General features: G+C 45.6%; 19 protein-coding genes. 11 read left to right on the top strand and 8 right to left on the bottom strand.

Going from position 1 to position 22,768, the window contains the following annotated elements:
- Positions 1-60: 60 nt before the first annotated feature.
- On the top strand, positions 61-279 hold the full coding sequence (gene infA, locus KFE26_RS09120) for a translation initiation factor IF-1 (RefSeq protein WP_006081934.1): 219 nt from the start codon (positions 61-63) through the stop codon (positions 277-279).
- A 116-nt stretch (positions 280-395) separates the two neighbouring features.
- Here infA and clpA read toward each other — a convergent pair whose 3' ends face one another.
- Together clpA and clpS are read right to left on the bottom strand one after the other, a co-directional pair.
- On the bottom strand, positions 396-2,663 hold the full coding sequence (gene clpA, locus KFE26_RS09115; protein WP_105252671.1) for an ATP-dependent Clp protease ATP-binding subunit ClpA: 2,268 nt from the start codon (positions 2,661-2,663) through the stop codon (positions 396-398).
- A gap of 43 nt (positions 2,664-2,706) precedes the next feature.
- Complete coding sequence (gene clpS / locus KFE26_RS09110; protein WP_006081936.1) at positions 2,707-3,015, bottom strand: ATP-dependent Clp protease adapter ClpS; 309 nt, start codon at positions 3,013-3,015, stop codon at positions 2,707-2,709.
- Between the two features lie 194 nt (positions 3,016-3,209).
- Here clpS and cspD point away from each other — a divergent pair, with 194 nt between their 5' ends.
- Positions 3,210-3,416 (top strand): cold shock domain-containing protein CspD, encoded by a 207-nt coding sequence (gene cspD / locus KFE26_RS09105; protein ID WP_006081937.1) that lies wholly within the window; start codon positions 3,210-3,212, stop codon positions 3,414-3,416.
- A gap of 321 nt (positions 3,417-3,737) precedes the next feature.
- Here the strand turns inward: cspD and KFE26_RS09100 are convergent, their stop codons facing one another.
- Positions 3,738-5,963, bottom strand: a complete 2,226-nt coding sequence (locus KFE26_RS09100; RefSeq protein WP_212600199.1) for an NADP-dependent isocitrate dehydrogenase — start codon at positions 5,961-5,963, stop codon at positions 3,738-3,740.
- Positions 5,964-6,306: 343 nt separating this feature from the next.
- On the opposite strand from KFE26_RS09100, the gene rluE reads away from it, so the two are divergent.
- From rluE to KFE26_RS09070, 6 genes are all read left to right on the top strand, one after another.
- Complete coding sequence (rluE, locus tag KFE26_RS09095) at positions 6,307-7,092, top strand: 23S rRNA pseudouridine(2457) synthase RluE (RefSeq protein ID WP_249195631.1); 786 nt, start codon at positions 6,307-6,309, stop codon at positions 7,090-7,092.
- 45 nt (positions 7,093-7,137) lie between these two features.
- On the top strand, positions 7,138-7,632 hold the full coding sequence (locus tag KFE26_RS09090) for an NUDIX hydrolase (protein WP_212600198.1): 495 nt from the start codon (positions 7,138-7,140) through the stop codon (positions 7,630-7,632).
- Positions 7,633-7,973: 341 nt separating this feature from the next.
- Positions 7,974-9,092 carry a tRNA 2-thiouridine(34) synthase MnmA gene (gene mnmA, locus KFE26_RS09085; protein ID WP_173244504.1) on the top strand — a complete coding sequence of 373 codons (1,119 nt, stop codon included), beginning with the start codon at positions 7,974-7,976 and terminating at the stop codon, positions 9,090-9,092.
- 3 nt (positions 9,093-9,095) lie between these two features.
- Entirely contained in the window at positions 9,096-9,713 is a 618-nt protein-coding gene (hflD, locus tag KFE26_RS09080) for a high frequency lysogenization protein HflD (RefSeq protein ID WP_131523325.1), read from the top strand.
- 29 nt (positions 9,714-9,742) lie between these two features.
- Complete coding sequence (gene purB, locus KFE26_RS09075; protein ID WP_212600197.1) at positions 9,743-11,113, top strand: adenylosuccinate lyase; 1,371 nt, start codon at positions 9,743-9,745, stop codon at positions 11,111-11,113.
- Between the two features lie 152 nt (positions 11,114-11,265).
- Positions 11,266-12,405 (top strand): cupin domain-containing protein, encoded by a 1,140-nt coding sequence (locus KFE26_RS09070; RefSeq protein ID WP_212600196.1) that lies wholly within the window; start codon positions 11,266-11,268, stop codon positions 12,403-12,405.
- 172 nt (positions 12,406-12,577) lie between these two features.
- Here KFE26_RS09070 and KFE26_RS09065 read toward each other — a convergent pair whose 3' ends face one another.
- Positions 12,578-13,027 (bottom strand): DUF4826 family protein, encoded by a 450-nt coding sequence (locus KFE26_RS09065; protein WP_212600195.1) that lies wholly within the window; start codon positions 13,025-13,027, stop codon positions 12,578-12,580.
- A 280-nt stretch (positions 13,028-13,307) separates the two neighbouring features.
- On the opposite strand from KFE26_RS09065, the gene KFE26_RS09060 reads away from it, so the two are divergent.
- Together KFE26_RS09060 and KFE26_RS09055 are read left to right on the top strand one after the other, a co-directional pair.
- Positions 13,308-14,342 (top strand): Glu/Leu/Phe/Val dehydrogenase dimerization domain-containing protein, encoded by a 1,035-nt coding sequence (locus tag KFE26_RS09060; protein WP_131523323.1) that lies wholly within the window; start codon positions 13,308-13,310, stop codon positions 14,340-14,342.
- Positions 14,343-14,553: 211 nt separating this feature from the next.
- Entirely contained in the window at positions 14,554-14,898 is a 345-nt protein-coding gene (locus KFE26_RS09055) for a hypothetical protein (RefSeq protein WP_011789104.1), read from the top strand.
- A gap of 136 nt (positions 14,899-15,034) precedes the next feature.
- Here KFE26_RS09055 and KFE26_RS09050 read toward each other — a convergent pair whose 3' ends face one another.
- The 4 genes from KFE26_RS09050 to ppsA form a co-directional block, all read right to left on the bottom strand.
- Positions 15,035-15,451, bottom strand: coding sequence for a MarR family winged helix-turn-helix transcriptional regulator (locus KFE26_RS09050; protein ID WP_028759729.1), 417 nt, complete (start codon positions 15,449-15,451; stop codon positions 15,035-15,037).
- Positions 15,452-15,595: 144 nt separating this feature from the next.
- Positions 15,596-16,069 (bottom strand): DUF1285 domain-containing protein, encoded by a 474-nt coding sequence (locus tag KFE26_RS09045; RefSeq protein ID WP_212600194.1) that lies wholly within the window; start codon positions 16,067-16,069, stop codon positions 15,596-15,598.
- Positions 16,070-16,194: 125 nt separating this feature from the next.
- Positions 16,195-19,236 (bottom strand): FAD-binding and (Fe-S)-binding domain-containing protein, encoded by a 3,042-nt coding sequence (locus tag KFE26_RS09040; protein ID WP_212600193.1) that lies wholly within the window; start codon positions 19,234-19,236, stop codon positions 16,195-16,197.
- 98 nt (positions 19,237-19,334) lie between these two features.
- Positions 19,335-21,704: a phosphoenolpyruvate synthase gene (gene ppsA / locus KFE26_RS09035; protein ID WP_028759726.1), complete on the bottom strand. Its 2,370-nt coding sequence runs from the start codon at positions 21,702-21,704 to the stop codon at positions 19,335-19,337.
- A 124-nt stretch (positions 21,705-21,828) separates the two neighbouring features.
- Here ppsA and KFE26_RS09030 point away from each other — a divergent pair, with 124 nt between their 5' ends.
- On the top strand, positions 21,829-22,641 hold the full coding sequence (locus tag KFE26_RS09030) for a pyruvate, water dikinase regulatory protein (RefSeq protein ID WP_028759725.1): 813 nt from the start codon (positions 21,829-21,831) through the stop codon (positions 22,639-22,641).
- The last annotated feature ends 127 nt before the right edge of the window (positions 22,642-22,768 follow it).

Here is a 22,768-nt window from a genome sequence, read left to right as displayed (position 1 = left end):
GGAATTTGGGGCATGATACGCCCGTTTTTTATATTCGAAGGCTAATGGGATAATTAATTAATGGCGAAAGAAGACAACATTGAAATGCAAGGCACTATCCTTGAAACCTTGCCAAACACAATGTTTCGTGTAGAGCTTGAAAATGGTCATGTGGTGATAGCCCACATTTCAGGCAAAATGCGTAAAAACTACATCCGGATCCTTACTGGCGATAAAGTTACCGTCCAGCTGACTCCTTATGATCTGACCAAAGGTCGCATTGTCTTCCGCGCACGCTGATATAGCCTCTTAGATTTAAAAACCCGGCAAGGCCGGGTTTTTTTGTTTGCGAAAGATGAAAAAAATGGCTGCAATTGCAGCCATTTTTATGTCTAAAACTAATGGATAATCAAGCATTAAGCTTTTGTTGTCGCTTTTTCGTGACGTTCGGTACGAATGACAATCTCGCCTTCCTTCACATCCACATACGCAACACCGCCTGACTCTAAGACACCAAATAAGATCTCGTCTGCCAATGGACGTTTGATCAATTCGGTCACGACCCGAGCCATTGGACGTGCGCCCATGTTCTTATCGTAGCCTTTCTCGGCCAACAAGGTTCTGGCTTCGTCGCTGACTTCCAAAGTAACGTGTTTTGCATCCAACTGAGCCTGCAATTCCACCAAGAATTTATCGACCACTTTGGCGATAATCGTCATATCCAAATGATTGAACCAAATGATGGAATCGAGACGATTTCGAAATTCTGGCGAAAATACTCGATTAATTTCAGATAATGCATCTTGGGTGTGATCTTGCTGGGTAAAGCCAATCGACTTACGAATAGTCTCCTGTACACCCGCGTTAGTGGTCATCACCAAAGTCACATGTCTGAAGTCCGCCTTACGACCATTGTTATCGGTCAAAGTACCGTGATCCATCACCTGCAACAGCAGGTTATAGACATCACGGTGGGCCTTCTCAATTTCATCCAATAGCACGACACAGTGCGGATTTTTAATCACAGCATCCGTGAGCAAGCCACCTTGGTCATAACCCACATAACCAGGAGGCGCACCAATCAGGCGTGACACTGTATGGCTTTCCATGTACTCAGACATGTCAAAGCGCACCAGTTTCATCCCCAAGCAGTTGGCCAGTTGGTTAGTGACTTCGGTTTTACCCACACCGGTGGGACCCGCGAATAAGAAGCTCCCCACAGGTTTTCTGTCAGCACCTAAGCCACTGCGCGATAAGCGAATGGCCGAACTCAGACTCTCAATGGCCTTATCTTGGCCAAAGACCACCATCTTAAGGTTACGCTCAAGATTACGCAGTAAGTCCTTATCAGTGGCGGATACCGACTTCTCAGGGATACGCGCCATTTTCGCCACAATCGACTCAATCTCGGCCTGGCCTATGGTCTTTTTACGTTTACTCATAGGCAGCATCACCATACGCGCACCCGCTTCATCAATCACATCGATGGCTTTATCGGGTAAATGCCTGTCGTTGATGTGCTTGGCCGACAATACTGCAGCGCAGCTGATCGCGGCCTGAGTATAACGAACCCCATGATATTCTTCGTATTTAGACTTAAGCCCCATCAAAATCTTAGTGGTTTCTTCCACTGAAGGCTCATTGATATCCACCTTTTGGAAACGACGTGCAAGTGCGCGATCTTTCTCAAAAATACTTTGATATTCTTGGAAAGTAGTCGAACCCATGCAACGTAAATTGCCGCTAGATAGCAAAGGTTTCAGCAGATTAGAGGCATCCATTACGCCGCCAGAGGCCGCGCCCGCACCGATAATGGTGTGGATCTCATCGATGAATAGGATGGCATGCTTATCCGCCGCCAGTTCTTTTAACAGGTTCTTAAAGCGTTTTTCAAAGTCACCGCGATACTTAGTTCCCGCCAGCAGTGAACCTAAATCTAAGGAATACACTGTCGCTTCAAGCATTACATCGGGCACTTGTTTATTGACGATACGATATGCCAACCCTTCAGCAATCGCTGTTTTACCTACACCCGCCTCACCCACTAACAGTGGATTATTTTTACGGCGACGGCACAGGGTTTGAATGGCGCGCTCAATTTCTTGGTCGCGACCAATCAAAGGGTCGATGATCCCTTGCTTAGCAAGCTGGTTTAAATTGGACGCAAATTGCGACAACATACTACGCTCTTCGCTGCCTTCGCCCTGATCTTCGACACGTTCTTGATCTTGATGTGACTCAGCATCATCATTTTTGGCGAAACCATGGGAAATAAAATTCACTACATCGAGGCGACTAATGTCGCAGCGGCGCAGTAAATACACGGCTTGGGATTCTTGCTCACTGAAAATGGCAACTAACACGTTAGCGCCGTTCACTTCATTGCGACCCGATGACTGCACATGGAATACCGCCCGTTGCAGCACTCGCTGGAACCCAAGCGTCGGCTGAGTTTCTTTGTCATCATCAATATCGGCAATGATTGGGGTTGTTTGTTGGATAAAGCTTGCCACTTCATCTCTGAGTTTATCTAGATTCGCTCCACAGGCGATTAACGCTTCTTGAGCCGCAGGATTGTCGATCAGAGCTAATAACAGATGTTCCACTGTCATATACTCGTGACGCGCATCTCTGGCTTGCTGAAACGCCAGATTTAAGGTGACTTCCAGATCTTTGTTCAGCATAAGCACCCCCAAAATTAACAACAGACTACAGAGTAAAGCGGTTTTATGCTTTCTCTAACGAACACAGTAACGGATGTTGGTTTTGTCTTGCAAATTGATTTACTTGTATCACCTTAGTTTCTGCAATCCCAAACGGGAAAATACCGCAAATCCCTTTTCCTTGGTGATGGATCGTCAACATGATATCGGTCGCTTCCTGCTCGTTCTTGCGAAAGAAAACCTGCAAAACTTCAATCACAAAATCCATTGGGGTGTAATCATCATTATTGAGTACCACCTTATACATCGAAGGCGGCATTAACTCTGATTCGACACGTTCTTCAACGTGTTCAATATTTCCTATCTTTGCCATTTTTTAATACTAGCCTCTCGTGTTGGCCTCTTCCAATTGATCCGTTCAAATTAATCAGTTGTTACCCCTTTGTTAATTTTAGCTTGACTTCCGCATTTACTCCTTACATTCTGTTGTGCAGACGGTGAACGAATACCCGTCTATACAGGTTTTACTATCTTACTGGTAAGTAGACAACAGAAGGAAGTGGAAGTATGGCAAGCGGAACTGTTAAATGGTTCAACAACGCCAAAGGATTCGGGTTTATTTGCCCTGATCAAGGTGGTGAGGACGTTTTTGCACACTATTCTACCATTGAAATGGAAGGCTATCGAACTCTAAAAGCAGGCCAACCCGTTCAATTTGAAGTAGAAGCCGGTCCAAAAGGGATGCACGCTTCAGCCATTTCACCAACAAAATAACGTTTGGTGAGGCCAATGATCTAAAAGGCAGGGACTTGTCCCTGCCTTTTTATTGCTGCGTGTTTCATCAATTCTCACCACTTAATGTTGCATCGCTCATCATCATTTCGCATGAATTTAATTCAAGTTCAATTGCTGCACATCACCCATTGCATCCCAGCAAAAAGATTTTATCATCGGTCTCGACAGCAAATTTAGGGTATAAAAAAGGATCTGCAATGCAGATCCTTTTTTAAAATCAGTCTAATGACTTACAACTTTACATCACCTTAGATGGCCCACACTGACGCACACGCCATCTAAAAGTGATAACGAGCGGGATTAAGCAATCAACAGCTTGTTCAACGTTTCGCTTGGGCGCATGGCTTTTTCAGCCTTAGCCGCATCTAAACGGTAGTAACCGCCTAAATCGACTGGTGCACCTTGTGCCGTCGCTAATTCAGCCACAATCACTTGCTCATTCGCCGCGAGCGCATGCGCTAACGGAATGAAGTGAGCTTGTAACTGCTCATCGCCCGTTTGCGCAGCTAAAGCTTGAGCCCAGTACATGGCTAAGTAGAAATGGCTGCCACGGTTATCCAGCTCACCGACTCTTCTTGATGGCGATTTGTTGCCATCTAAGAATTGGCCAATGGCTTGATCTAAAGTATCGGCTAACACTTGGGCTTTTGGATTGCCCACGGTTTGGCTTAAATGCTCTAAAGACGCCGCCAGAGCCAAGAATTCACCGAGCGAATCCCAACGTAAGTGACCTTCTTTCTCAAGCTGTTGCACGTGCTTAGGCGCACTACCGCCCGCACCTGTTTCAAATAGACCGCCGCCGTTCATTAGCGGAACGATTGACAGCATTTTGGCACTGGTGCCTAGCTCAAGGATTGGGAACAAGTCAGTCAGGTAGTCACGTAGAACGTTACCCGTAACTGAAATGGTATCTTTGCCTTCTTTGATGCGAGCCAAAGACAAACGCGTCGCATCTTCTGGAGACATGATGCTGATGTCTAAGCCATCAGTATCATGCTCTGGCAGATACTGCTGCACTTTTGCAATGATTTGCGCATCGTGGGCACGTTTGCTATCTAACCAGAATACCGCTGGAGTATTGCTTAAACGGGCACGGCGCACGGCCAGTTTAACCCAATCACGGATTGGTGCGTCTTTAACTTGACACATTCTCCAGATATCGCCCGCTTCGACGTTATGGCTCATCAATACCTTACCGCTGGCATCAACAACGTTGACCACACCGTCAGCAGGAATTTCAAAGGTCTTATCGTGGCTGCCATACTCTTCGGCTTTTTGCGCCATCAAGCCCACGTTTGGCACGCTGCCCATGGTTTTAGGATCAAAAGCGCCGTGCTCTTTACAGAAAGCAATCGTTTCTTGGTAGATACCGGCATAGCAACGATCGGGGATCATGGCTTTAGTATCATGCAGTTGACCGTCTGGTCCCCACATTTGGCCAGATGAACGAATCGCAGCAGGCATAGACGCATCGATAATGATGTCGCTTGGCACGTGTAAGTTGGTGATACCTTTGTCAGAATCAACCATAGCCAATGCGGGACGCGCAGCGTAAACGGCGGCGATATCGGCTTCGACTTCGGCGCGGCTATCAGCAGGTAATGTCGCGATCTTGGCATAAACATCACCAAAGCCGTTGTTAACATCTACACCTAATTCAGCGAAAAGCGCCGCATGTTTGTCAAATACTGGCTTGAAGAATACCTTCACAGCGTGACCAAACATAATAGGATCAGACACTTTCATCATAGTGGCTTTCAAATGCAGCGATAACAGCACATCTTCAGCTTTGGCGTTTTCGATTTCACGCTCATAGAAGCTCACTAAGGCTTTTTTACTCAATACCGCAGCATCGATAATTTCGCCAGCCAGCAGCTTAAGACCGGATTTGAGCACCACTTCTTGACCATCTTTTTGGGTCAGCAAGATATTCACGCTGCCCGCATCAGATAAAGTGACAGACTGTTCGCTGCCGTAGAAATCACCGTCAGTCATGTGGGCAACGTGTGACTTGGAATCTTTGGCCCATTTCCCCATGGAATGAGGGTTTTTCTTGGCGAAGTTTTTCACCGATAATGGGGCACGGCGATCTGAGTTACCTTCACGCAGTACTGGGTTTACCGCACTGCCTTTGATCTTGTCGTAACGGGTTTTAATTGACTTTTCAGCGTCAGTTTTTGGCTCATCCGGATAATTAGGGATGTCGTAACCTTTTTGCTGCAGTTCAAGGATACAGGCTTTTAATTGTGGGATCGAAGCACTGATATTTGGTAACTTGATGATGTTCGCTTCTGGCTGATTCGCTAACTCGCCAAGCTCAGTCAGATGGTCGCCAATCTTTTGTGCTTCGGTCAGTTGCTCAGGGAAACTGGCAATAATACGGCCCGATAACGAGATATCACGGGTTTCAACCGCAACGCCCGCGGCGTCGGTAAACGTTCTAATAATAGGTAAGAGTGAGAGGGTGGCCAGTGCTGGCGCTTCGTCTGTTTCAGTGTAAATAATTGTTGATGAGTTATCTTTCATGTTACATCCTACATTATTGTAAAATTTAATATTTTTTATAATAATTTTATAGCATGGCGAACAAATCTGAGCACAGGGAAAATATCAATCAAGGCAATCGACCACGCCCTCATCTTTCAAATTCTCAATGCCCTTCTGTCTTTGCGCGCAAGCTAAAATTTGTTACAACGACTCATTAAAACCTAATAAACATTTAGGCACAGATCACATTTTCTGGCCGACATCATAGAGCATTCGCAATAATATTCAAATTCCACTAACGGCGAATGCCAAGTACACTATGACCACATTAACGACTCAATCAAGTCAGGTAAGCGTGTCTCAACCTCCTGTTAGCAAAAGTATGAACAAAAACAAGTTTCAACCTAAAGGTGCCAATGCCAGCGCAAGTTCCCCAGCCAAGAGCCCGATTAAACCCGCTAAGCCCGCCAGCAGAGGCCCTGCCAACCGTGCTACCGCCGTAGATAGCAAAGTGGCGCCAGCACGAAATGCCAATGGCAGTTTAAAGAAAGAACCCTTTAAAAATCCTAATCGACGCGCAATTGCGGCGGCAAAACCGGTGCAGAGCCAAACGATTGCGCCGATTATCGTGCTGTTTAATAAGCCTTTTGATGTACTTTGCCAGTTTACCGATGAACAAGGTCGTAAAACCCTAAAAGACTACATTCCCATTGCTGACGTGTATGCCGCAGGCCGCTTAGACAGAGACAGTGAGGGCTTGTTGTTGCTGACTAATGACGGTCAATTACAGGCAAGGCTGACAGAGCCAAAAAAGAAAACCTTTAAAACCTATTGGGTGCAAGTAGAAGGCGTTCCGACGGAAGATGTACTGACAAAACTGCGCCAAGGTGTTGAATTAAATGATGGTATGACGCTGCCTGCTAAAGTCAAAATCATGGATTCACCCGACATTTGGCCACGTAATCCACCGGTGAGAGAGCGCAAAAATATCCCAACAACTTGGCTAGAAATCCAAATTCATGAAGGCCGCAACCGCCAAGTCAGACGCATGACAGCGCATATCGGTTTTCCGACCTTAAGATTAATCCGTTATAAAATAGGCCAATGGAGTCTAGATAATTTGCCATCGGGTGAGCACAAATGTATCCGTCTCGGTGATGAAGTCTAAATTTCAGCCTACTTTCTTCATTCAAATCCACTCAAAGGAGGCTCCATGAGTCAAAGATATAAACCCAATGTGACCGTCGCTTGTATTGTTCATGCAACTTCACAGGACAAATATCTGATGGTAGAAGAGTGGATTGAAGGCGAGCAACGCTTTAATCAACCCGCGGGTCACTTAGAAGCGAATGAAAGCTTGATCCAAGCCTGTGAGCGCGAAGTGTTTGAAGAAACGGGGTTATCACTCAAAGCCCAAGGACTCGTCGGCATTTATCAACTTAGCGCCAGTGAAGACTTAGCCTTTGTGCGCTTTACTTTTTTCGTGCAGTTAGATGATATGCCCTCACCTGCGCCGCAGGATAAAGCGATCCATAGTGCGCATTGGTTAAGTCTTGCGCAGATAGAAGCCATGCCATCTTTACTGCGCAGCCCCTTAGTACTCGATTGCTTAAAAGACTATCTCAATCAGGCACAAAATGGCCAAACTTATCCCCTTAGCTTACTCAATAGTGACCGCCTCACGATAGCCCAAGCGAGCAAGGCGTGATAGAATACCGCCCCGCATAAACGGCTGGTTAAGCTTAATGCGTGTGCTACTGCAGAGGCCTTGTACAGCAAATAAATAGTTGGCCGTAAATGCGAGGTTTACTGACAGTTTGCGGACTCATTTTATTTGATAGCGCTGGAAAAGTTTGATTTAGCAATCAGCAGCACAGCACCTAGATGTAAAGTTAGCTTGGATTTAAAGTGAGCTTGGATTTAAAGTGAGCTTGGATTTTTAGTTAGCCCATATTTTTAGTTAGGTTAGGTATTTTTGTTACGCGCTCAATGTCGCGGCTTAAATTCATCCACCTAGCCAACACACATACTCAATGGTTTTTAGGATTTATGACATCAATCGAACCCACTCATACAGGAAAAAAAGTCATTGTCGGCATGTCCGGCGGTGTAGATTCATCTGTTTCAGCCTATTTGCTTATGCAGCAAGGCTATCAGGTTGAAGGCCTATTCATGAAGAACTGGGAAGAAGATGACAACAACGAGTACTGCGCGGCCGCAGAAGATTTAAAAGATGCCCAAGCCGTGTGCGACAAGCTCGGGATCAAGCTACACACAGTCAACTTTGCTGCCGAATATTGGGACAATGTATTTGAGTATTTCCTCGCCGAATACAAAGCCGGCCGCACGCCAAATCCCGATATCATGTGCAACAAAGAGATAAAATTTAAGGCATTTTTAGAATTTGCCGACGAAATCCTCGACGCCGATTACATCGCAATGGGCCACTATGTTCGCCGTCGCGATAACAGCGACGGCAGTACGCAAATGCTCCGCGGTGTTGATGGCAATAAAGATCAAAGTTATTTCCTCTACACCCTTAGCCATGAACAAGTAGCCCGAAGCCTGTTCCCTGTCGGTGAGCTCGAAAAACATCAAGTTCGTGAAATTGCGAAAGAAATGGGCTTAATCACCCATGACAAAAAAGACAGTACTGGCATCTGCTTTATCGGTGAGCGCAAGTTCACTGAATTTCTAGGGACTTATTTACCGGCGCAGCCTGGCAATATTGAAACCCCAGAAGGTGAAGTCATAGGCACGCACCAAGGACTCATGTACCACACCTTAGGCCAACGTAAAGGCTTAGGCATTGGCGGCATGAAAAACAGCAATGACGATCCTTGGTATGTGGTCGATAAAGATCTTGAGCGTAACGTATTGATCGTGGGTCAAGGCGGACATCATCCCCGTTTGATGTCGACCGGCATGACAGTTAACCAACTGCATTGGGTAGATAGAACTGGGCCTGTCGATGGTTGTCATATCGCAGTGAAAACCCGTTATCGCCAACAAGATGTGCCTTGTACATTAACCTACACAGATGAACACACCTTGCGCGTGGTCTTCGATGAACCTGTTGCGGCGGTGACGCCTGGACAGTCTGCGGTATTTTATGATGGTGAGGTCTGCCTAGGTGGCGGCATCATAGATCAATTAATCCGAGGGTAACGCGTGAACGAGCAACTCATTAATCGGACTATGGCGTTTGCAGGCATACTGCAAGCCATTGCCCAAGTTCAACATTTAGCGCGCCATGGCGAATTGGATAATGCCGAGCTCGCAGCGAGCTTAAACACCATTCTCGTCACCAATCCTGACAATACGGCCGATGTCTACCAAGATAAAATCGTATTGCAAAAAGGCTATAAACTGATCCTGAATCAGCTCGGTGACAGCAGCCAAAAAGATGTTGAAATCACCCGCTATTTAGTGGGCGTGCTTGCCCTTGAGCGTAAACTCGTGCGCTCTAACAGTGGCTTAGGCATGTTGGCTGAACGTATTAATCAAGTGAATCGCCAGCTACATCATTTTGCCATCACAGATGAGCAAGTTGTTGCCAATCTTGCCAGCATTTACAGTGACATCATCAGTAATTTAGGGCCAAAAATCCAAATATCGGGTAATCCTGTGTGTTTGCAGCGCCCTATTGTACAACATAAAATTCGTGCTCTGCTGCTTGCCGCTATACGCAGCGCAGTACTGTGGCGTCAGTTGGGCGGTAAACGTCGACACTTAGTCTTCGCCCGCAAAGCCATAGTCGATACAGCCAAGAAAAGTCTTACCCTATAATAAAATTAGCGTTCATCAAGGAGCTACACATGGATCTTTCCGCACTAACTGCTATCTCTCCGGTAGACGGTCGTTATGGTAGTAAAACCGCGTCATTGAGAGGGATTTTCAGCGAGTTCGGTCTTACCAAGTACCGTGTTCAGGTTGAAATCAATTGGCTAAAACTGTTAGCCGACTGTCCAGACATTAGCGAAGTGCCAACATTGAGCGCGTCAGCTATCGCCGTACTCGATGGCATTAAAGACAATTTCAACGAACAAGATGCGCTGCGTGTTAAGGCTATCGAAAGCACCACTAACCACGATGTAAAAGCGGTTGAATACTTCATTAAAGAAAAAATCGCAGGCAATAGCGAATTAGCCGCTGTGGGTGAGTTTGTTCACTTTGCTTGTACTTCTGAAGATATCAACAACTTAAGCCACGGTTTAATGCTGACTGAAGCTCGTGAGCATGTTTTACTGCCCTACTGCAATGAGTTACTGACGGCAATTAAAAAGCTGGCGATTGAATATCGCTCTGTGCCATTAATGTCACGTACCCATGGCCAACCCGCGTCACCTTCGACGCTCGGTAAAGAAATGGCGAACGTCGCAGTGCGCCTTGAACGTCAAATCAAACAAATCGCCAATGTTGAAATCATGGGCAAACTGAATGGTGCCGTAGGTAACTACAATGCTCACCTGTCAGCCTACCCTGAAGTTAACTGGCATGAGCTGTCTGAGCGTTTTGTGACTAGCCTTGGCTTGCACTGGAATGCCTACACGACGCAAATCGAGCCACACGATTACATTGCCGAATTGTTCGATGCGGTTGCCCGTTTCAACACTGTGCTGATTGACTTTGACCGTGATATTTGGGGTTACATCGCCCTAGGTCACTTCAAACAACGCACTATCGCCGGTGAAATCGGTTCATCAACTATGCCGCACAAAGTTAACCCAATCGATTTTGAAAACTCTGAAGGTAACTTAGGTATCGCTAACGCACTGATGCAACATTTAGCGTCTAAACTACCGTTATCAAGATGGCAACGTGACTTAACTGACTCGACTGTACTGCGTAACTTAGGTGTGGGTATTGCCCATGCGTTGATCGCGTATCAAGCGACCTTAAAAGGCATCAGCAAGTTAGAAGTTAACGAAGCACATCTGCGTGATGAGTTAGATCACAACTGGGAAGTGTTAGCAGAACCCGTACAAACGGTAATGCGTCGTTATGGCATTGAAAAGCCATACGAAAAATTAAAAGAACTGACGCGCGGTAAACGTATCGACGCGCAGCAACTGTCAGTGTTTATTGACGGACTTGAATTACCAGACTCAGTGAAAGCTGAACTGAAGAAAATGACGCCAGCCAATTACATTGGTCGCGCCGAAACGTTTGTCGACGAACTGAACTAAGTTATTAATTAAAATTGGCGATTAACTAATAGTAAGCTATTGACTGAAATTAGTTATTAACTGAAGTTGGCGACGGACAATACTCTTTCTTAAACAGAAATAAGGATTAAGGCGACCCACATCACCGCGATGTGGTCGCCTTTTTTAACACTATGTATACACTCAATCTCGATATCGCCCAGTTTCTTAGTGAATACTGGCAAAAGAAACCCCTGTTGATCAAAAAAGCATTTCCGCAATTTGAAGATCCTATCAGCGCCGATGAATTAGCAGGCCTTGCCTGTGAAGAAGAAATCTCTTCACGTATCGTTGTCACCAAAGACAATGATTGGGAAGTGGTGCAAGGTCCGTTTGAAGATTACGACAGCTATGGCGAAACCCATTGGCAGTTATTAGTGCAAGCAGTCAACCATTGGTATCCAGATTCGCAACCATTAGTTGAAGCTCTACGCTTTTTACCTGACTGGCGCTTCGATGACTTGATGGCATCATTTGCAACCCCAAGTGGCGGTGTCGGCCCGCACGTCGATAACTACGATGTGTTTATCATTCAAGGCGAAGGTGAACGTCGCTGGACTGTGGGTGACAATACCCCGCAACAACGCCGTGGCGGCAATCCAAACTCGCCGCTGGTTGAAGACTTCACACCCATTATCGATGTAGTGTTAGAAAAAGGCGACATGCTTTATATTCCACCCGGTTTCCCGCATTGCGGCGAAACCCTAACTGTGGCAATGAGTTACTCGATTGGTTTTCGCGCTCCTAGCCAGCAAGAATTGGTCAGTGAAGTCGCCGATTATTTGCTCGACAATAACTTAGGTCAGCAGCGTTTCACGTCGCAAACTGAACCGAGTTCAGCCGGTATCGTCAGCCAAGATCATCAAGTGGGCATAATGTCACTCTTGAGTCAGCTGAGCCAAGATCCCAATAGCTACCAAATCGTGTTAGGTAAGTTGCTCAGTCAAAACCGTTTCGAGCTTGACTTGTGTGAAGGCGAAGAAGCTTACAGCATTGAAGATTTGCAAGATGCCTTCGCCCAAGGTGCTGGCGTCAGCCGTATCGGCGGTTTGAAAGTATTGCGCCTTGAAAATGACACCACGCCGCGATTATTCATCAATGGTGATGTACACGAACTGCTAAATACACCGGCAGATGTGATCGCACAGTTGAGCGATAACGTCAGCTTAAACGCCGATGAAGCGACTGAAATATGTCAGCATGAAGAAGTCCAAGCCTTACTGTTGAAACTTATCAATCAAGGTTTCTACTACTTGAGCGACAGCGAAGAATAAGCCCTATCGACTTTGTTCGATGACCTTGTTCTTAATATAAAGTGTAAATAAAACATCAACATAAATAAGGCACTCAATTGAGTGCCTTATTATTTCAATTATCAGTATCAATCGACACAAGTAACTGTATTAACTCAATACTATCTAAATACAATCCTTAACTCATTTGAGTTTAAGCATTCCACAGTTTATCGTCGTTGTGCATACGATATAAACTCTCGGCACGCGATACTAATAGTTGAGCAAATTTAGCCTGAGTGGCATCACGGGTTGCACCCGAACGCACTAAGTTTTCCGCCTGCATTTGCCACATCATAGAGAAATGACGCACGGCATCACGGGCCGTCGTCGCCACTTTGACATCGACAAAATCTGACGGTAAATCACCTGACATCACCCAATAGGTTTTGTTGCTTGGACGCTTTGATTCCATCTTCCAAATCGCCATATAAGGCGCAAGATAACGGCTTTCATCGGCTAGGACTCTGCTTGGGATCACGCCTTTTTCAGCGAGAAAACGATTGGCTTTTTGAAATTGAGTTCTGACCCACTCTTGACGCAGCTTTTCTATTTCTTCAGCTGATAGATTTTGTTGAGTTTGGTCGACAGCTTGTTCAGTCATACTTCCGTCCTATCTTATTGTTATAACGCGAGCCTAATTCTTGGGATCAGTACGCGATTCATTCTATTCGTTACGTTAAATTCAGTACAATCCATTCTTACATCGCAAGCTTACGTTTACGTAAAGTGGAAAGCTAAATTGCCACAAATAATGTATTTATTCGGTCATTATGCATGGTTGAGAGTATCGCTAAATGCTATGGTTCTGCAATAAATATAACAAGCAGTCGATAGAGGCTCACCTCGTCGGCTTTTTCATTGTGTATAGCGGAGAAATTCACGTGGCTGTATTTAATCATGTATCCTTTGACGAACATGAACAGGTTGTATTCTGTCATGATAAAGAAAGTGGCTTAAAGGCCATTGTCGCCATCCATAACACTAACCTTGGTCCTGCCGTGGGTGGATGTAGGATGTGGAACTACCAATCGGATGATGAAGCCCTTACTGACGTATTACGCCTCTCTCGTGGCATGACTTATAAAAATGCCCTAGCAGGTTTAACCATGGGCGGTGGCAAATCAGTGATCATTGCCGATCCGAAAAGACAAGATCGCGAAGCCCTATTCCGCGCCTTTGGCCGTTTGATTAACAGCCTAGGTGGCCGCTACTATTCAGCGGAAGATGTTGGCACTACTACGGCTGATATTATGATCGCCCATGAAGAAACCCCTTATATGGCGGGCCTTGAAGGCAAAAGTGGCGATCCATCACCGTTCACAGCCCTTGGCACTTATTTAGGCATCAAAGCTGCGGTTAAACATAGACTTGGTTTAGACAGCCTTAAAGGCCTTAAAATCGCCGTTCAAGGCGTCGGTCATGTTGGCTATTACCTGTGCAAACACTTGCATAACGAAGGCGCAGAACTGATTGTTACTGACATTCATCAAGCCTCGTTAGATAAAGTCGCTACCGACTTTGGTGCCATTGTTGTCGCGCCTCAAGAAATCTACGCGCAAGATGTGGATGTGTATGCCCCTTGTGCCCTTGGCGCAACCTTAAACGATACGACCTTACCGCAACTGAAAGCCAAAATTGTTGCTGGCTGTGCCAACAACCAATTAGCCGAAGTACGCCACGGTGAACAACTGAAAGAAATGGGCATACTGTACGCGCCAGACTATGTGATCAACGCAGGCGGCATTATCAACGTGTCGTTCGAAAAAGATTACGACGCAGCAAAATCAACGGCTAAAGTAGAAGAAATTTACAACACGCTGCTGAAAATATTCAGCCAAGCCGATGCACAGAACCGTACAACTGGCGCCGTGGCTGATGAAATGGCAAAAGCCATTATCGAAGCCGCTAAGCAGTAATTTTTTACGCGTTTATTATTTTTTATGCCCGTCAAATATTGAAAAAAGCGACCTCAGGTCGCTTTTTTGTTATCTAAAATTTAATCTATCACTAAGCTCATGGTTTAGCCGCGCTTTTAATTTCGACACAGAATATTCATTTAATCACGCTGGAAAACGTCATATTTGTCTGCTTGAATTAGTCTATCAGGTCCCAGCACAGGATAGCGCTATGATCCGTTTCAAATATGATCTCAACCAAGATGTGGTAGAACTGCAAGCCAGCAATTGGAGTGGTTTAGAGCGGGTCTTCGTTAATGGCCAAATGGTGTCGCACAAGCTTAACTTTAAGCCTCAAAGCGAGCATACCATTCAGCTTAAAGACGGCGCGCCTTGCAAGTTTGAACTGCTTATCGATCCCCAAACCGATGAACTCATGTGCCGAATTTATAAGCAACATAGACTCGTCGCTAGCCTAAAACAAGGCAAAGAAAATTTATTAGCCAGCCGTCGTTATTTACAGCATTCAGTGATAGCCGTCAGTCTGCTTTGCGTCTTTGCACTTTACTTGAATTAATCAAACCAGTTTAATCCCGCAAAGTGAGGCATAGTGGATGGGATTAAACTAGGAAAATGATTTAGATAACCACATACAGATAGAAGTAAAAACGGCTAAACCACAGTTTTCCGCCATACCCATTAGATTCAAAATTTCAAGCCAAACGGTTGATTTTATTTAATAGTAAAATGAATGTCTGTTGTTCATCTTCACTTAGATTTGACAGGAATTTTTCATTGACCCGCTCAGCTTCGCAGATAAGATCTTGCTCTAATGCTTTGGCTTCATCGGTCAAAAAGATTTGGAAAGCACGTCGATTATCGACTTCTTGATGGCGAGTAATAAGACCTTGCACCTGCAACTGATCGAGTAAGCGCGTCATAGTGTAATTTGCCACATCGCAACGCTTAGACAATTCAGTTTGGCTTATGCCCTCTTCTTGCCACAAAGCAAACAGCACAGGCCACAGTTTTATATCGAGTTGATATCGCTTAAGATGCAGATCAAGCTCATTTTGCAGCTCGATATTTAAGTGGGATACAAGATAGCCTAAGCTTTCATGACGATTCAAACAGCACCTCCTACAGCAAAGGTTTAACGCGTTTTCACTTACTCTGCACGCCATCATAGGAACCCAGAGTTAGTTTTAATACTACCACTTAACCCATAATAAACTAGCTTAGACCACAGCAAATTATGCGATTAACCTACGAGCTCATTCCTCATCTAGATCAGATAAATTGAATTCATTCACAAAATTATAGTAACAGGCCCGACCTAATTTGCCCCATAAACCGCGCTCAAGCGGCAAATAAACACTGTCATCGGTGAGCTTCATCTGTTTTATATCGACTTTATGATGCTGTGTTTCAATACTGGTTCTTACATTGAGCAGCGAATGGGGTTGCGCTCGCTCGAAATCGACAATCAGTAAGGGAGCATCTTCAACCCGCACTCGCACCTTCTCCACTGGGGTAATTAAGAAATACTCATCATCGATGCAATGTAAAATACTGGCGAACAACTTAGCAAACTTTGCTGGCAGCGATGTGCCTAGATATGTCCAATCACCCAAGGCGTTAATGTCAAACAATGGGACTTCACTGCACAATGGCACAACCGAGGTTAGCCTACTATCAGCGGCGAATTGTTTGAGCGTGTGTTGAATACTGTCAGTCATCTTTTCCATCTAGGCCTCCATCATCCATAAAAAAACCAGCCTTGCGGCTGGCTTTAGTGTGACATTCAACACTGGGATATACCAGTGAGGATAATTACGATCTGACTAGCGCAATCAAAACGGCATAAACACTATTAAATATTTGCTAACTCGAGTAAGGCCTCAAGTGGATGCTTTGGCTTGTAACCGGCAAAACGTTTTACCTGACTACGGCACGAATAGCCAGACACTAACACTTGCGGCTGCTCAATTCTTGCTAACGTTTGCTGCCAAGACATGTCGAACAAGGCCTTAGAGCGCTCGAGGTTTTCCGCCTCATGACCATAGGTTCCCGCCATACCACAACAACCTAAATTAACTGCGGTTAACTTAGCACCGAAATGGGCAAAGATTTTAGTCCACTCATTGGCGGTATTTGGCTTGGCAGTCGATTCGGTACAATGACTAAACCAAGTATATTGCTTACCTTGCGCAGCTTTTGCAGGTAAATCTTTGATGACATTCAGTAGCCATTCGTTGGCTAACTTGACCTCAAAATTACCGCGATTAGCCCCTAAGACTTCACGGTATTCATCGCGATAACACAAGACTAAAGCAGGATCTATACCTACCATGGGCATGCCCAGTTTATGGACTTGGTTCAGAAAATCCGCACTCGACTGCGCCGTTTTAGCAAACTTATCTAAAAATCCCTTGATATGTGTTGGCTTACCATTGGGTTTATAGGGCAATAACACCGGCTTTAAGCCGAGTTTTTCAATTAATTGGATAAAGCGCAGCACAAGACCTGAGTCATAGAAACTGTTAAAAGGATCTTGTACCACCAACACAAACTGCGAGCGCTTCTCTTCTGGAATCGCTTGCAACGCAGCTAAGTCGTAACCGCGGCTTGCATGACCATCGAGTCTTTGCTTCAAAGTCGGCACAGATAACGCAGGCGCATCCACATAACCAATCGCCTGTTTAATCACCCATTGGCTCAATGAATTTTGTGCGACAAAATTAGTGAGACGCGGTGCCGCAGCCATCAGTGGCAAGCTATCTTCAATTCCTGCAACGAGATAGTCTTTCGCGGGTCTTAAATAGCGTTGATAGTAAATATTGAAGAACTGCGCCCTAAACTTAGGCACATCCACTTTGACCGGACATTGTCCAGAGCAAGCTTTACAGGCTAAACAGCCCTTGAGCGATTCCATCACCTCGTGGGAGTAATCATAATCACGTTTGGCATTGATGGTATTTTGTATGCGCTGCAATATACCAAAAGGTTTCGCTTTTGCGAGGGCATTAACATCAACCCCTTCAGCCTCAAGCAGTCTTAGCCACTCTCTCATGAGCCCTGCACGCCCCTTAGGTGACTGCACTCTGTCACCCGTCACCTTAAACGATGGGCACATAGGCGAATAGCTACTGTAATTAAAACACAGGCCATTACCGTTACAATTCATCACATCGGGGAACGCATCACGCACATCAACGGGGATTTGTCGATCAAACTTACCGCGCTTAGCACTGTCGACATCGTAATAGAGGGCACCTGTATCTTTAGGCGCCACCAGCTTGCCGGGATTGAGTCGGTTATCGGGGTCAAACAAACCTTTAATATCTTGCAACACTCCGAAAAGTTCATCACCAAAGACAGCTGGACCGTATTCACCGCGCACGCCTTTACCGTGTTCACCCCACATTAGGCCGCCGTATTTAAGCGTCAGTGCCGCGACTTGATCAGAAATGACTCGTAGTAATTTTTCATCTTCAACATCGCACATATCGAGCGCGGGTCGCACATGCAACACGCCCGCATCCACATGGCCGAACATACCGTATTGCAGATTATGCCCGTCGAGTAACGCGCGAAACTCCATAATATAATCGGCGAGTTTTTCGGGCGGTACCGCAGTATCTTCAGCAAAGGCGATGGGCTTACGGCGACCTTTAGTGGCGCCGAGTAAGCCAACGGCTTTTTTGCGCATGCCGTAAATTTTTTCGATACTCGGCTTATCTTGTGTCACTTGGTAACCCAATACACCGCACTCGTCTTTGCTGATCTGCTCAGTTAACACAGCTTCCAAACTCGCGAGCTTTTGCTCAACTTCGACCGTGTCACCTGCAAATTCGACCATATTGAGGCCATCAATAACTTTACCAGGCACTTCTTGGATAAGATCAGCCACCGAATGCCAGACAATATCTTCACGGGCTAAGTTAAGCACTTTTGAATCGACGGTTTCAACCACAGTCGCCCGCGCGGCAACTAAGGATGGCGCATGACGCAATGCCGATTGGAACGAATCGTACTTAATGTTCACCATAGCGCGCTCAGTCGGCAGCGGGGTGAGATTAAGTTTGGCTTCGGTTATCACCGCAAGCGTGCCCTCTGAGCCTGTCAGAATTCGTGATAAATCGAATTGCGTCAGCTTGTCGTTCCACACGTGTTTTAAGTCATAGCCCGTGAGGAAACGATTGAGCTTAGGAAATTGGTTTTCAATCTGAGTACGCTTTTCACGGCATACAGCCGCCACAGCAGAAATCAATTTCTGCCCCAGCGGGTTATCACTGACATTATCGGGGTTACACAGTAGTCCCGCATCTAGGGGATGCGTATCCAGCACACTGCCATCGATCAGCACACTGCGCAGCGCCAGCACGTGATCTGACGTCTTACCATAGACCAGTGAGCCCGCACCCGAGGCATCGGTATTGATCATGCCACCAATAGTGGCGCGGTTTGAGGTGGATAAATCGGGACTAAAAAAGAATCCATGGGGACGCAATGCATCGTTAAGCGCATCTTTAATCACGCCAGCTTCGACTCGAACCCAACCTTGCTCAGCATTCACTTCGAGAACACGGTTCATGTAACGCGACACATCCAAAATCAAACCATGGGTCAGTGATTGTCCGTTGGTGCCCGTACCACCGCCCCGCGCACTGAAGGTCACGCTGCGAAATGCGTCCGTAGCTGCCAGTGTCAATGCAATTTGAATATCCTGCTGATTTTTAGGATAAAGCACAGCTTGAGGTAAGAATTGATATACAGAGTTGTCGGTGGCTTGCACTAAACGTGCGCTGTAACGTTTGTCTATATCACCGGAATACTCACTTTGCTCCAGTGCATCAAGGTATGCCAAATACACTGGCTCTAATGTTTGTTGATGTGATAGCAGGGGTAGCATAGATGGCTTCTGTCAATTATCGTTATGGCGCCATTATAAACAAAAAAAAGCCGCTAAAAAGCGGCTTTTTTAACAAGTTTATAAAATTACTATCTAGATCAACCGTGCGCTTCGGCTAAATACAACCAAGTATCAATCACAGTATCAGGGTTTAATGACACTGTATCTATGCCTTGTTCTACCAACCAAGCTGCAAAATCAGCGTGATCTGAAGGACCTTGACCACAAATACCTATGTAAGCGCCCTTCGCTTTAGCCGCTTTAATGGCTAATGAAAGTAGCATTTTAACGGCTTCATCACGCTCATCGAATAAATGGCTAATGATACCTGAGTCACGGTCAAGGCCGAGTGTCAGCTGAGTTAAATCGTTTGAGCCGATAGAGAAGCCATCGAAATGTTCAAGGAATTGGTCTGCTAACAGGGCGTTTGAAGGCACTTCACACATCATGATGACACGTAAACCGTCTTTACCACGCTCTAAACCTTGCTCTTTGAGCAGACCAACCACTTGCTCAGCTTCTTTCACTGTGCGAACGAATGGGATCATGACTTCAACGTTTTTCAGCCCCATGTCATTACGAACGCGTTTGATCGCTTCACACTCAAGGGCAAAACAGTCACGGAAGGATTCAGAGATATAACGGCTCGCACCGCGGAAGCCCAGCATTGGGTTCTCTTCTTCTGGCTCGTATCTGTCACCACCAACCAAGTTTGCGTATTCGTTAGACTTAAAGTCTGACATACGTACAATCACTTTCTTCGGATAGAAAGCTGAACCGATAGTCGCAATACCTTCAACCAGACGGGCAATGTAGAACTCAACAGGTGATTCGTAACCAGCAATCATTTCGTTGATTTCAGTTTGCAGCGCTGCATCCTGTTGATTGAATTCGAGCAGTGCTTTCGGATGAATACCAATCATACGGTTGATGATGAATTCTAAACGCGCTAGACCCACACCTTCGTTTGGCAAACGGGCAAAATCAAATGCACGATCAGGGTTACCCACGTTCATCATGATTTTCATTGGCAATGCAGGCAGAGAGTCAACACGGTTTGAAATCACTTCAAACTCTTGTTTACCTTCGTAGATAAAGCCAGTGTCACCTTCGGCGCAAGAAACAGTCACGATTTGACCATTCTTGATACGGTCAGTCACGTCACCACAACCCACCACCGCTGGCACACCTAATTCGCGGGCGATAATTGCCGCATGACAGGTACGACCGCCACGGTTTGTGACGATAGCACTTGCGCGCTTCATGATAGGTTCCCAATCAGGATCTGTCATGTCTGTCACTAACACATCACCAGGTTGGATTTGATCCATATCGGCGATTGAGGTTAATACTTTGGCTACACCAGTACCCACTTTATGACCGATAGCGCGACCTTCACAGATCACAGCGCCACGGCTCTTTAAGTGATAACGTTCAATCAATTGCACATCTTCACGGCTACGAACCGTTTCTGGACGCGCTTGAACGATATACAATTTGCCATCATTGCCGTCTTTTGCCCATTCGATGTCCATTGGACGACCGTAATGCTTTTCGATCACCATGGCTTGTTTGGCTAATTCTTCAACTTCAGCGTCATTGATAGAGAATTGACGACGTTTGTCAGCAGTCACGTCTTCAATTTTGACTTGTTTGCCGTGAGCAGCATCATCTGAATACACCATTTGGATGAGCTTGCTACCGATATTACGGCGCACAACAGCCTTGTGACCTAAGGCTAAAATAGGTTTATGAACATAAAATTCATCTGGGTTTACCGCGCCTTGAACAACCATTTCACCCAGACCAAAAGATGAAGTGATAAACACCACATCGTTATTGCCAGATTCAGTGTCCATAGTGAACATCACACCTGAAGCCGCTTTATCTGAACGAACCATGCGTTGTACGCCAGCAGACAAGGCAACACCGTGGTGCTCATAACCTTGATGCACACGGTAGGAAATAGCGCGATCGTTAAAGAGTGAAGCGTACACATGCTTGATCGCTGTCAGTACGGATTCAAATCCTTTTACGTTTAAGAAGGTTTCTTGCTGACCCGCAAAAGAGGCATCTGGCATATCTTCAGCTGTTGCAGAAGAACGTACCGCGAATGACGCTTCGCTAGTTTCAGCGGCAAGTTTATCGTAAGCTTCACGAATCGCTTGCTCTAATGCTGGTTGAAATGGAGTGTCGATAACCCACTGTCTGATCTGTGCACCTACTTTAGCCAGCGCATTGACATCATCTACATCCAGTGTGGCTAGAATGTCATAAATCTTCTGGTTAACTCCGCTTTGTTCAAGGAACTCGTTGAACGCATGGGAAGTTGTCGCAAATCCGCCAGGTACTTGAACACCGGCATTGGCCAGATTGCTGATCATCTCGCCTAGAGAAGCATTTTTACCGCCAACCAAGTTGACGTCACCCATGCCTAATTCTTGATACCAGAGTACGTATTGCTGCACAGTTCTATCTCCGCAAGTTTATTTCAGTGGCCCCTTCACACGAGGGCAGCGGCATTTTACACTCCTGTCGAACACGCGTAAATCTATAATTTTATTTGTAATTTTATTACTACAAGAGGTCAGTATGGCACCAAAAGTATTCTATATCTCCGACGGGACAGCGATCACAGCTGAAGTTTTTGGTCATGCGGTTCTCTCGCAATTTCCATTAGAATTTGAGTCACTTACGATTCCATTTGTCGAAACATTGACGAAAGCGGAGCAAGTTAAGCGACAAATTAATGATTGTTTTATTACAACAGGTGAGCGGCCGTTAGTATTCCATTCCATCGTAAAAGCCGAGATCCGCGACATCATCTACTCGAGTGAAGGGGTTGATTATGATTTTTTGAATACTTTTGTGGCCCCACTCGAACAACATTTAGGTGTTTCTGCCTCTCCAGTTGTACATAGAACCCATGGAAAAGCGAATCACGGCTATGAAGCGCGTATTGATGCCATTAATTTCGCCATGGATAACGATGATGGCCAGACCATGAAACATATGGATCAAGCCGATCTGGTTTTACTTGGGGTCTCTCGCTGTGGCAAAACGCCATCGAGCCTGTATTTATCAATGCAGTTCGGCATAAAAGCGGCAAACTACCCTTTCACCGAAGATGATATGGATAACCTTAAGTTACCTGAAGCGCTGAAACGCAATAAGAAAAAACTGTTTGGTTTAACGATTGATCCCGTGCGTTTACATGAAATCCGTCAGAGTCGAATGGAGAATAGCCGCTACTCATCGCTCAAACAGTGCCGCTTAGAAGTCAAAGAAGTTGAAATGCTGTTTAAACGAGAACGCATTCCTTACATAGACACCACTAATCATTCCGTGGAAGAAATTGCCACTAAAATATTAGATGTCACGGGCCTAGAACGGCATATGTTCTAAGCCTAATAAGCCAAAATCAGCAAAAGAAACCGAGTGAATTTAGTCTAAAAGAAACTAACTTAAATCAAATTCATTGCACAGTTGCCGACAATTAACGCAATTGGCACTGTGCAACTCGGTTCGATTC

This window comes from Shewanella sp. M16 (assembly GCF_018224605.1).
In the GTDB taxonomy this organism is placed as follows: Bacteria; Pseudomonadota; Gammaproteobacteria; order Enterobacterales; family Shewanellaceae; genus Shewanella; species Shewanella oncorhynchi.
This window is presented reverse-complemented; position numbering and strand designations above follow the sequence as displayed.

Excerpts from the sequence above, each read along its gene's own strand:
- rluE (WP_249195631.1), top strand. The coding sequence starts at position 6,307 with ATGAACAAAAACAAGTTTCAACCTAAAGGTGCCAATGCCAGCGCAAGT.
- KFE26_RS09065 (WP_212600195.1), bottom strand. The coding sequence starts at position 13,027 with ATGACTGAACAAGCTGTCGACCAAACTCAACAAAATCTATCAGCTGAA.
- KFE26_RS09055 (WP_011789104.1), top strand. The coding sequence starts at position 14,554 with ATGATCCGTTTCAAATATGATCTCAACCAAGATGTGGTAGAACTGCAA.
- clpA (WP_105252671.1), bottom strand. The coding sequence starts at position 2,663 with ATGCTGAACAAAGATCTGGAAGTCACCTTAAATCTGGCGTTTCAGCAA.
- infA (WP_006081934.1), top strand. The coding sequence starts at position 61 with ATGGCGAAAGAAGACAACATTGAAATGCAAGGCACTATCCTTGAAACC.
- KFE26_RS09100 (WP_212600199.1), bottom strand. The coding sequence starts at position 5,963 with ATGAAAGATAACTCATCAACAATTATTTACACTGAAACAGACGAAGCG.
- purB (WP_212600197.1), top strand. The coding sequence starts at position 9,743 with ATGGATCTTTCCGCACTAACTGCTATCTCTCCGGTAGACGGTCGTTAT.
- KFE26_RS09070 (WP_212600196.1), top strand. The coding sequence starts at position 11,266 with ATGTATACACTCAATCTCGATATCGCCCAGTTTCTTAGTGAATACTGG.
- KFE26_RS09045 (WP_212600194.1), bottom strand. The coding sequence starts at position 16,069 with ATGGAAAAGATGACTGACAGTATTCAACACACGCTCAAACAATTCGCC.
- cspD (WP_006081937.1), top strand. The coding sequence starts at position 3,210 with ATGGCAAGCGGAACTGTTAAATGGTTCAACAACGCCAAAGGATTCGGG.
- KFE26_RS09090 (WP_212600198.1), top strand. The coding sequence starts at position 7,138 with ATGAGTCAAAGATATAAACCCAATGTGACCGTCGCTTGTATTGTTCAT.
- KFE26_RS09030 (WP_028759725.1), top strand. The coding sequence starts at position 21,829 with ATGGCACCAAAAGTATTCTATATCTCCGACGGGACAGCGATCACAGCT.
- KFE26_RS09040 (WP_212600193.1), bottom strand. The coding sequence starts at position 19,236 with ATGCTACCCCTGCTATCACATCAACAAACATTAGAGCCAGTGTATTTG.
- mnmA (WP_173244504.1), top strand. The coding sequence starts at position 7,974 with ATGACATCAATCGAACCCACTCATACAGGAAAAAAAGTCATTGTCGGC.
- clpS (WP_006081936.1), bottom strand. The coding sequence starts at position 3,015 with ATGGCAAAGATAGGAAATATTGAACACGTTGAAGAACGTGTCGAATCA.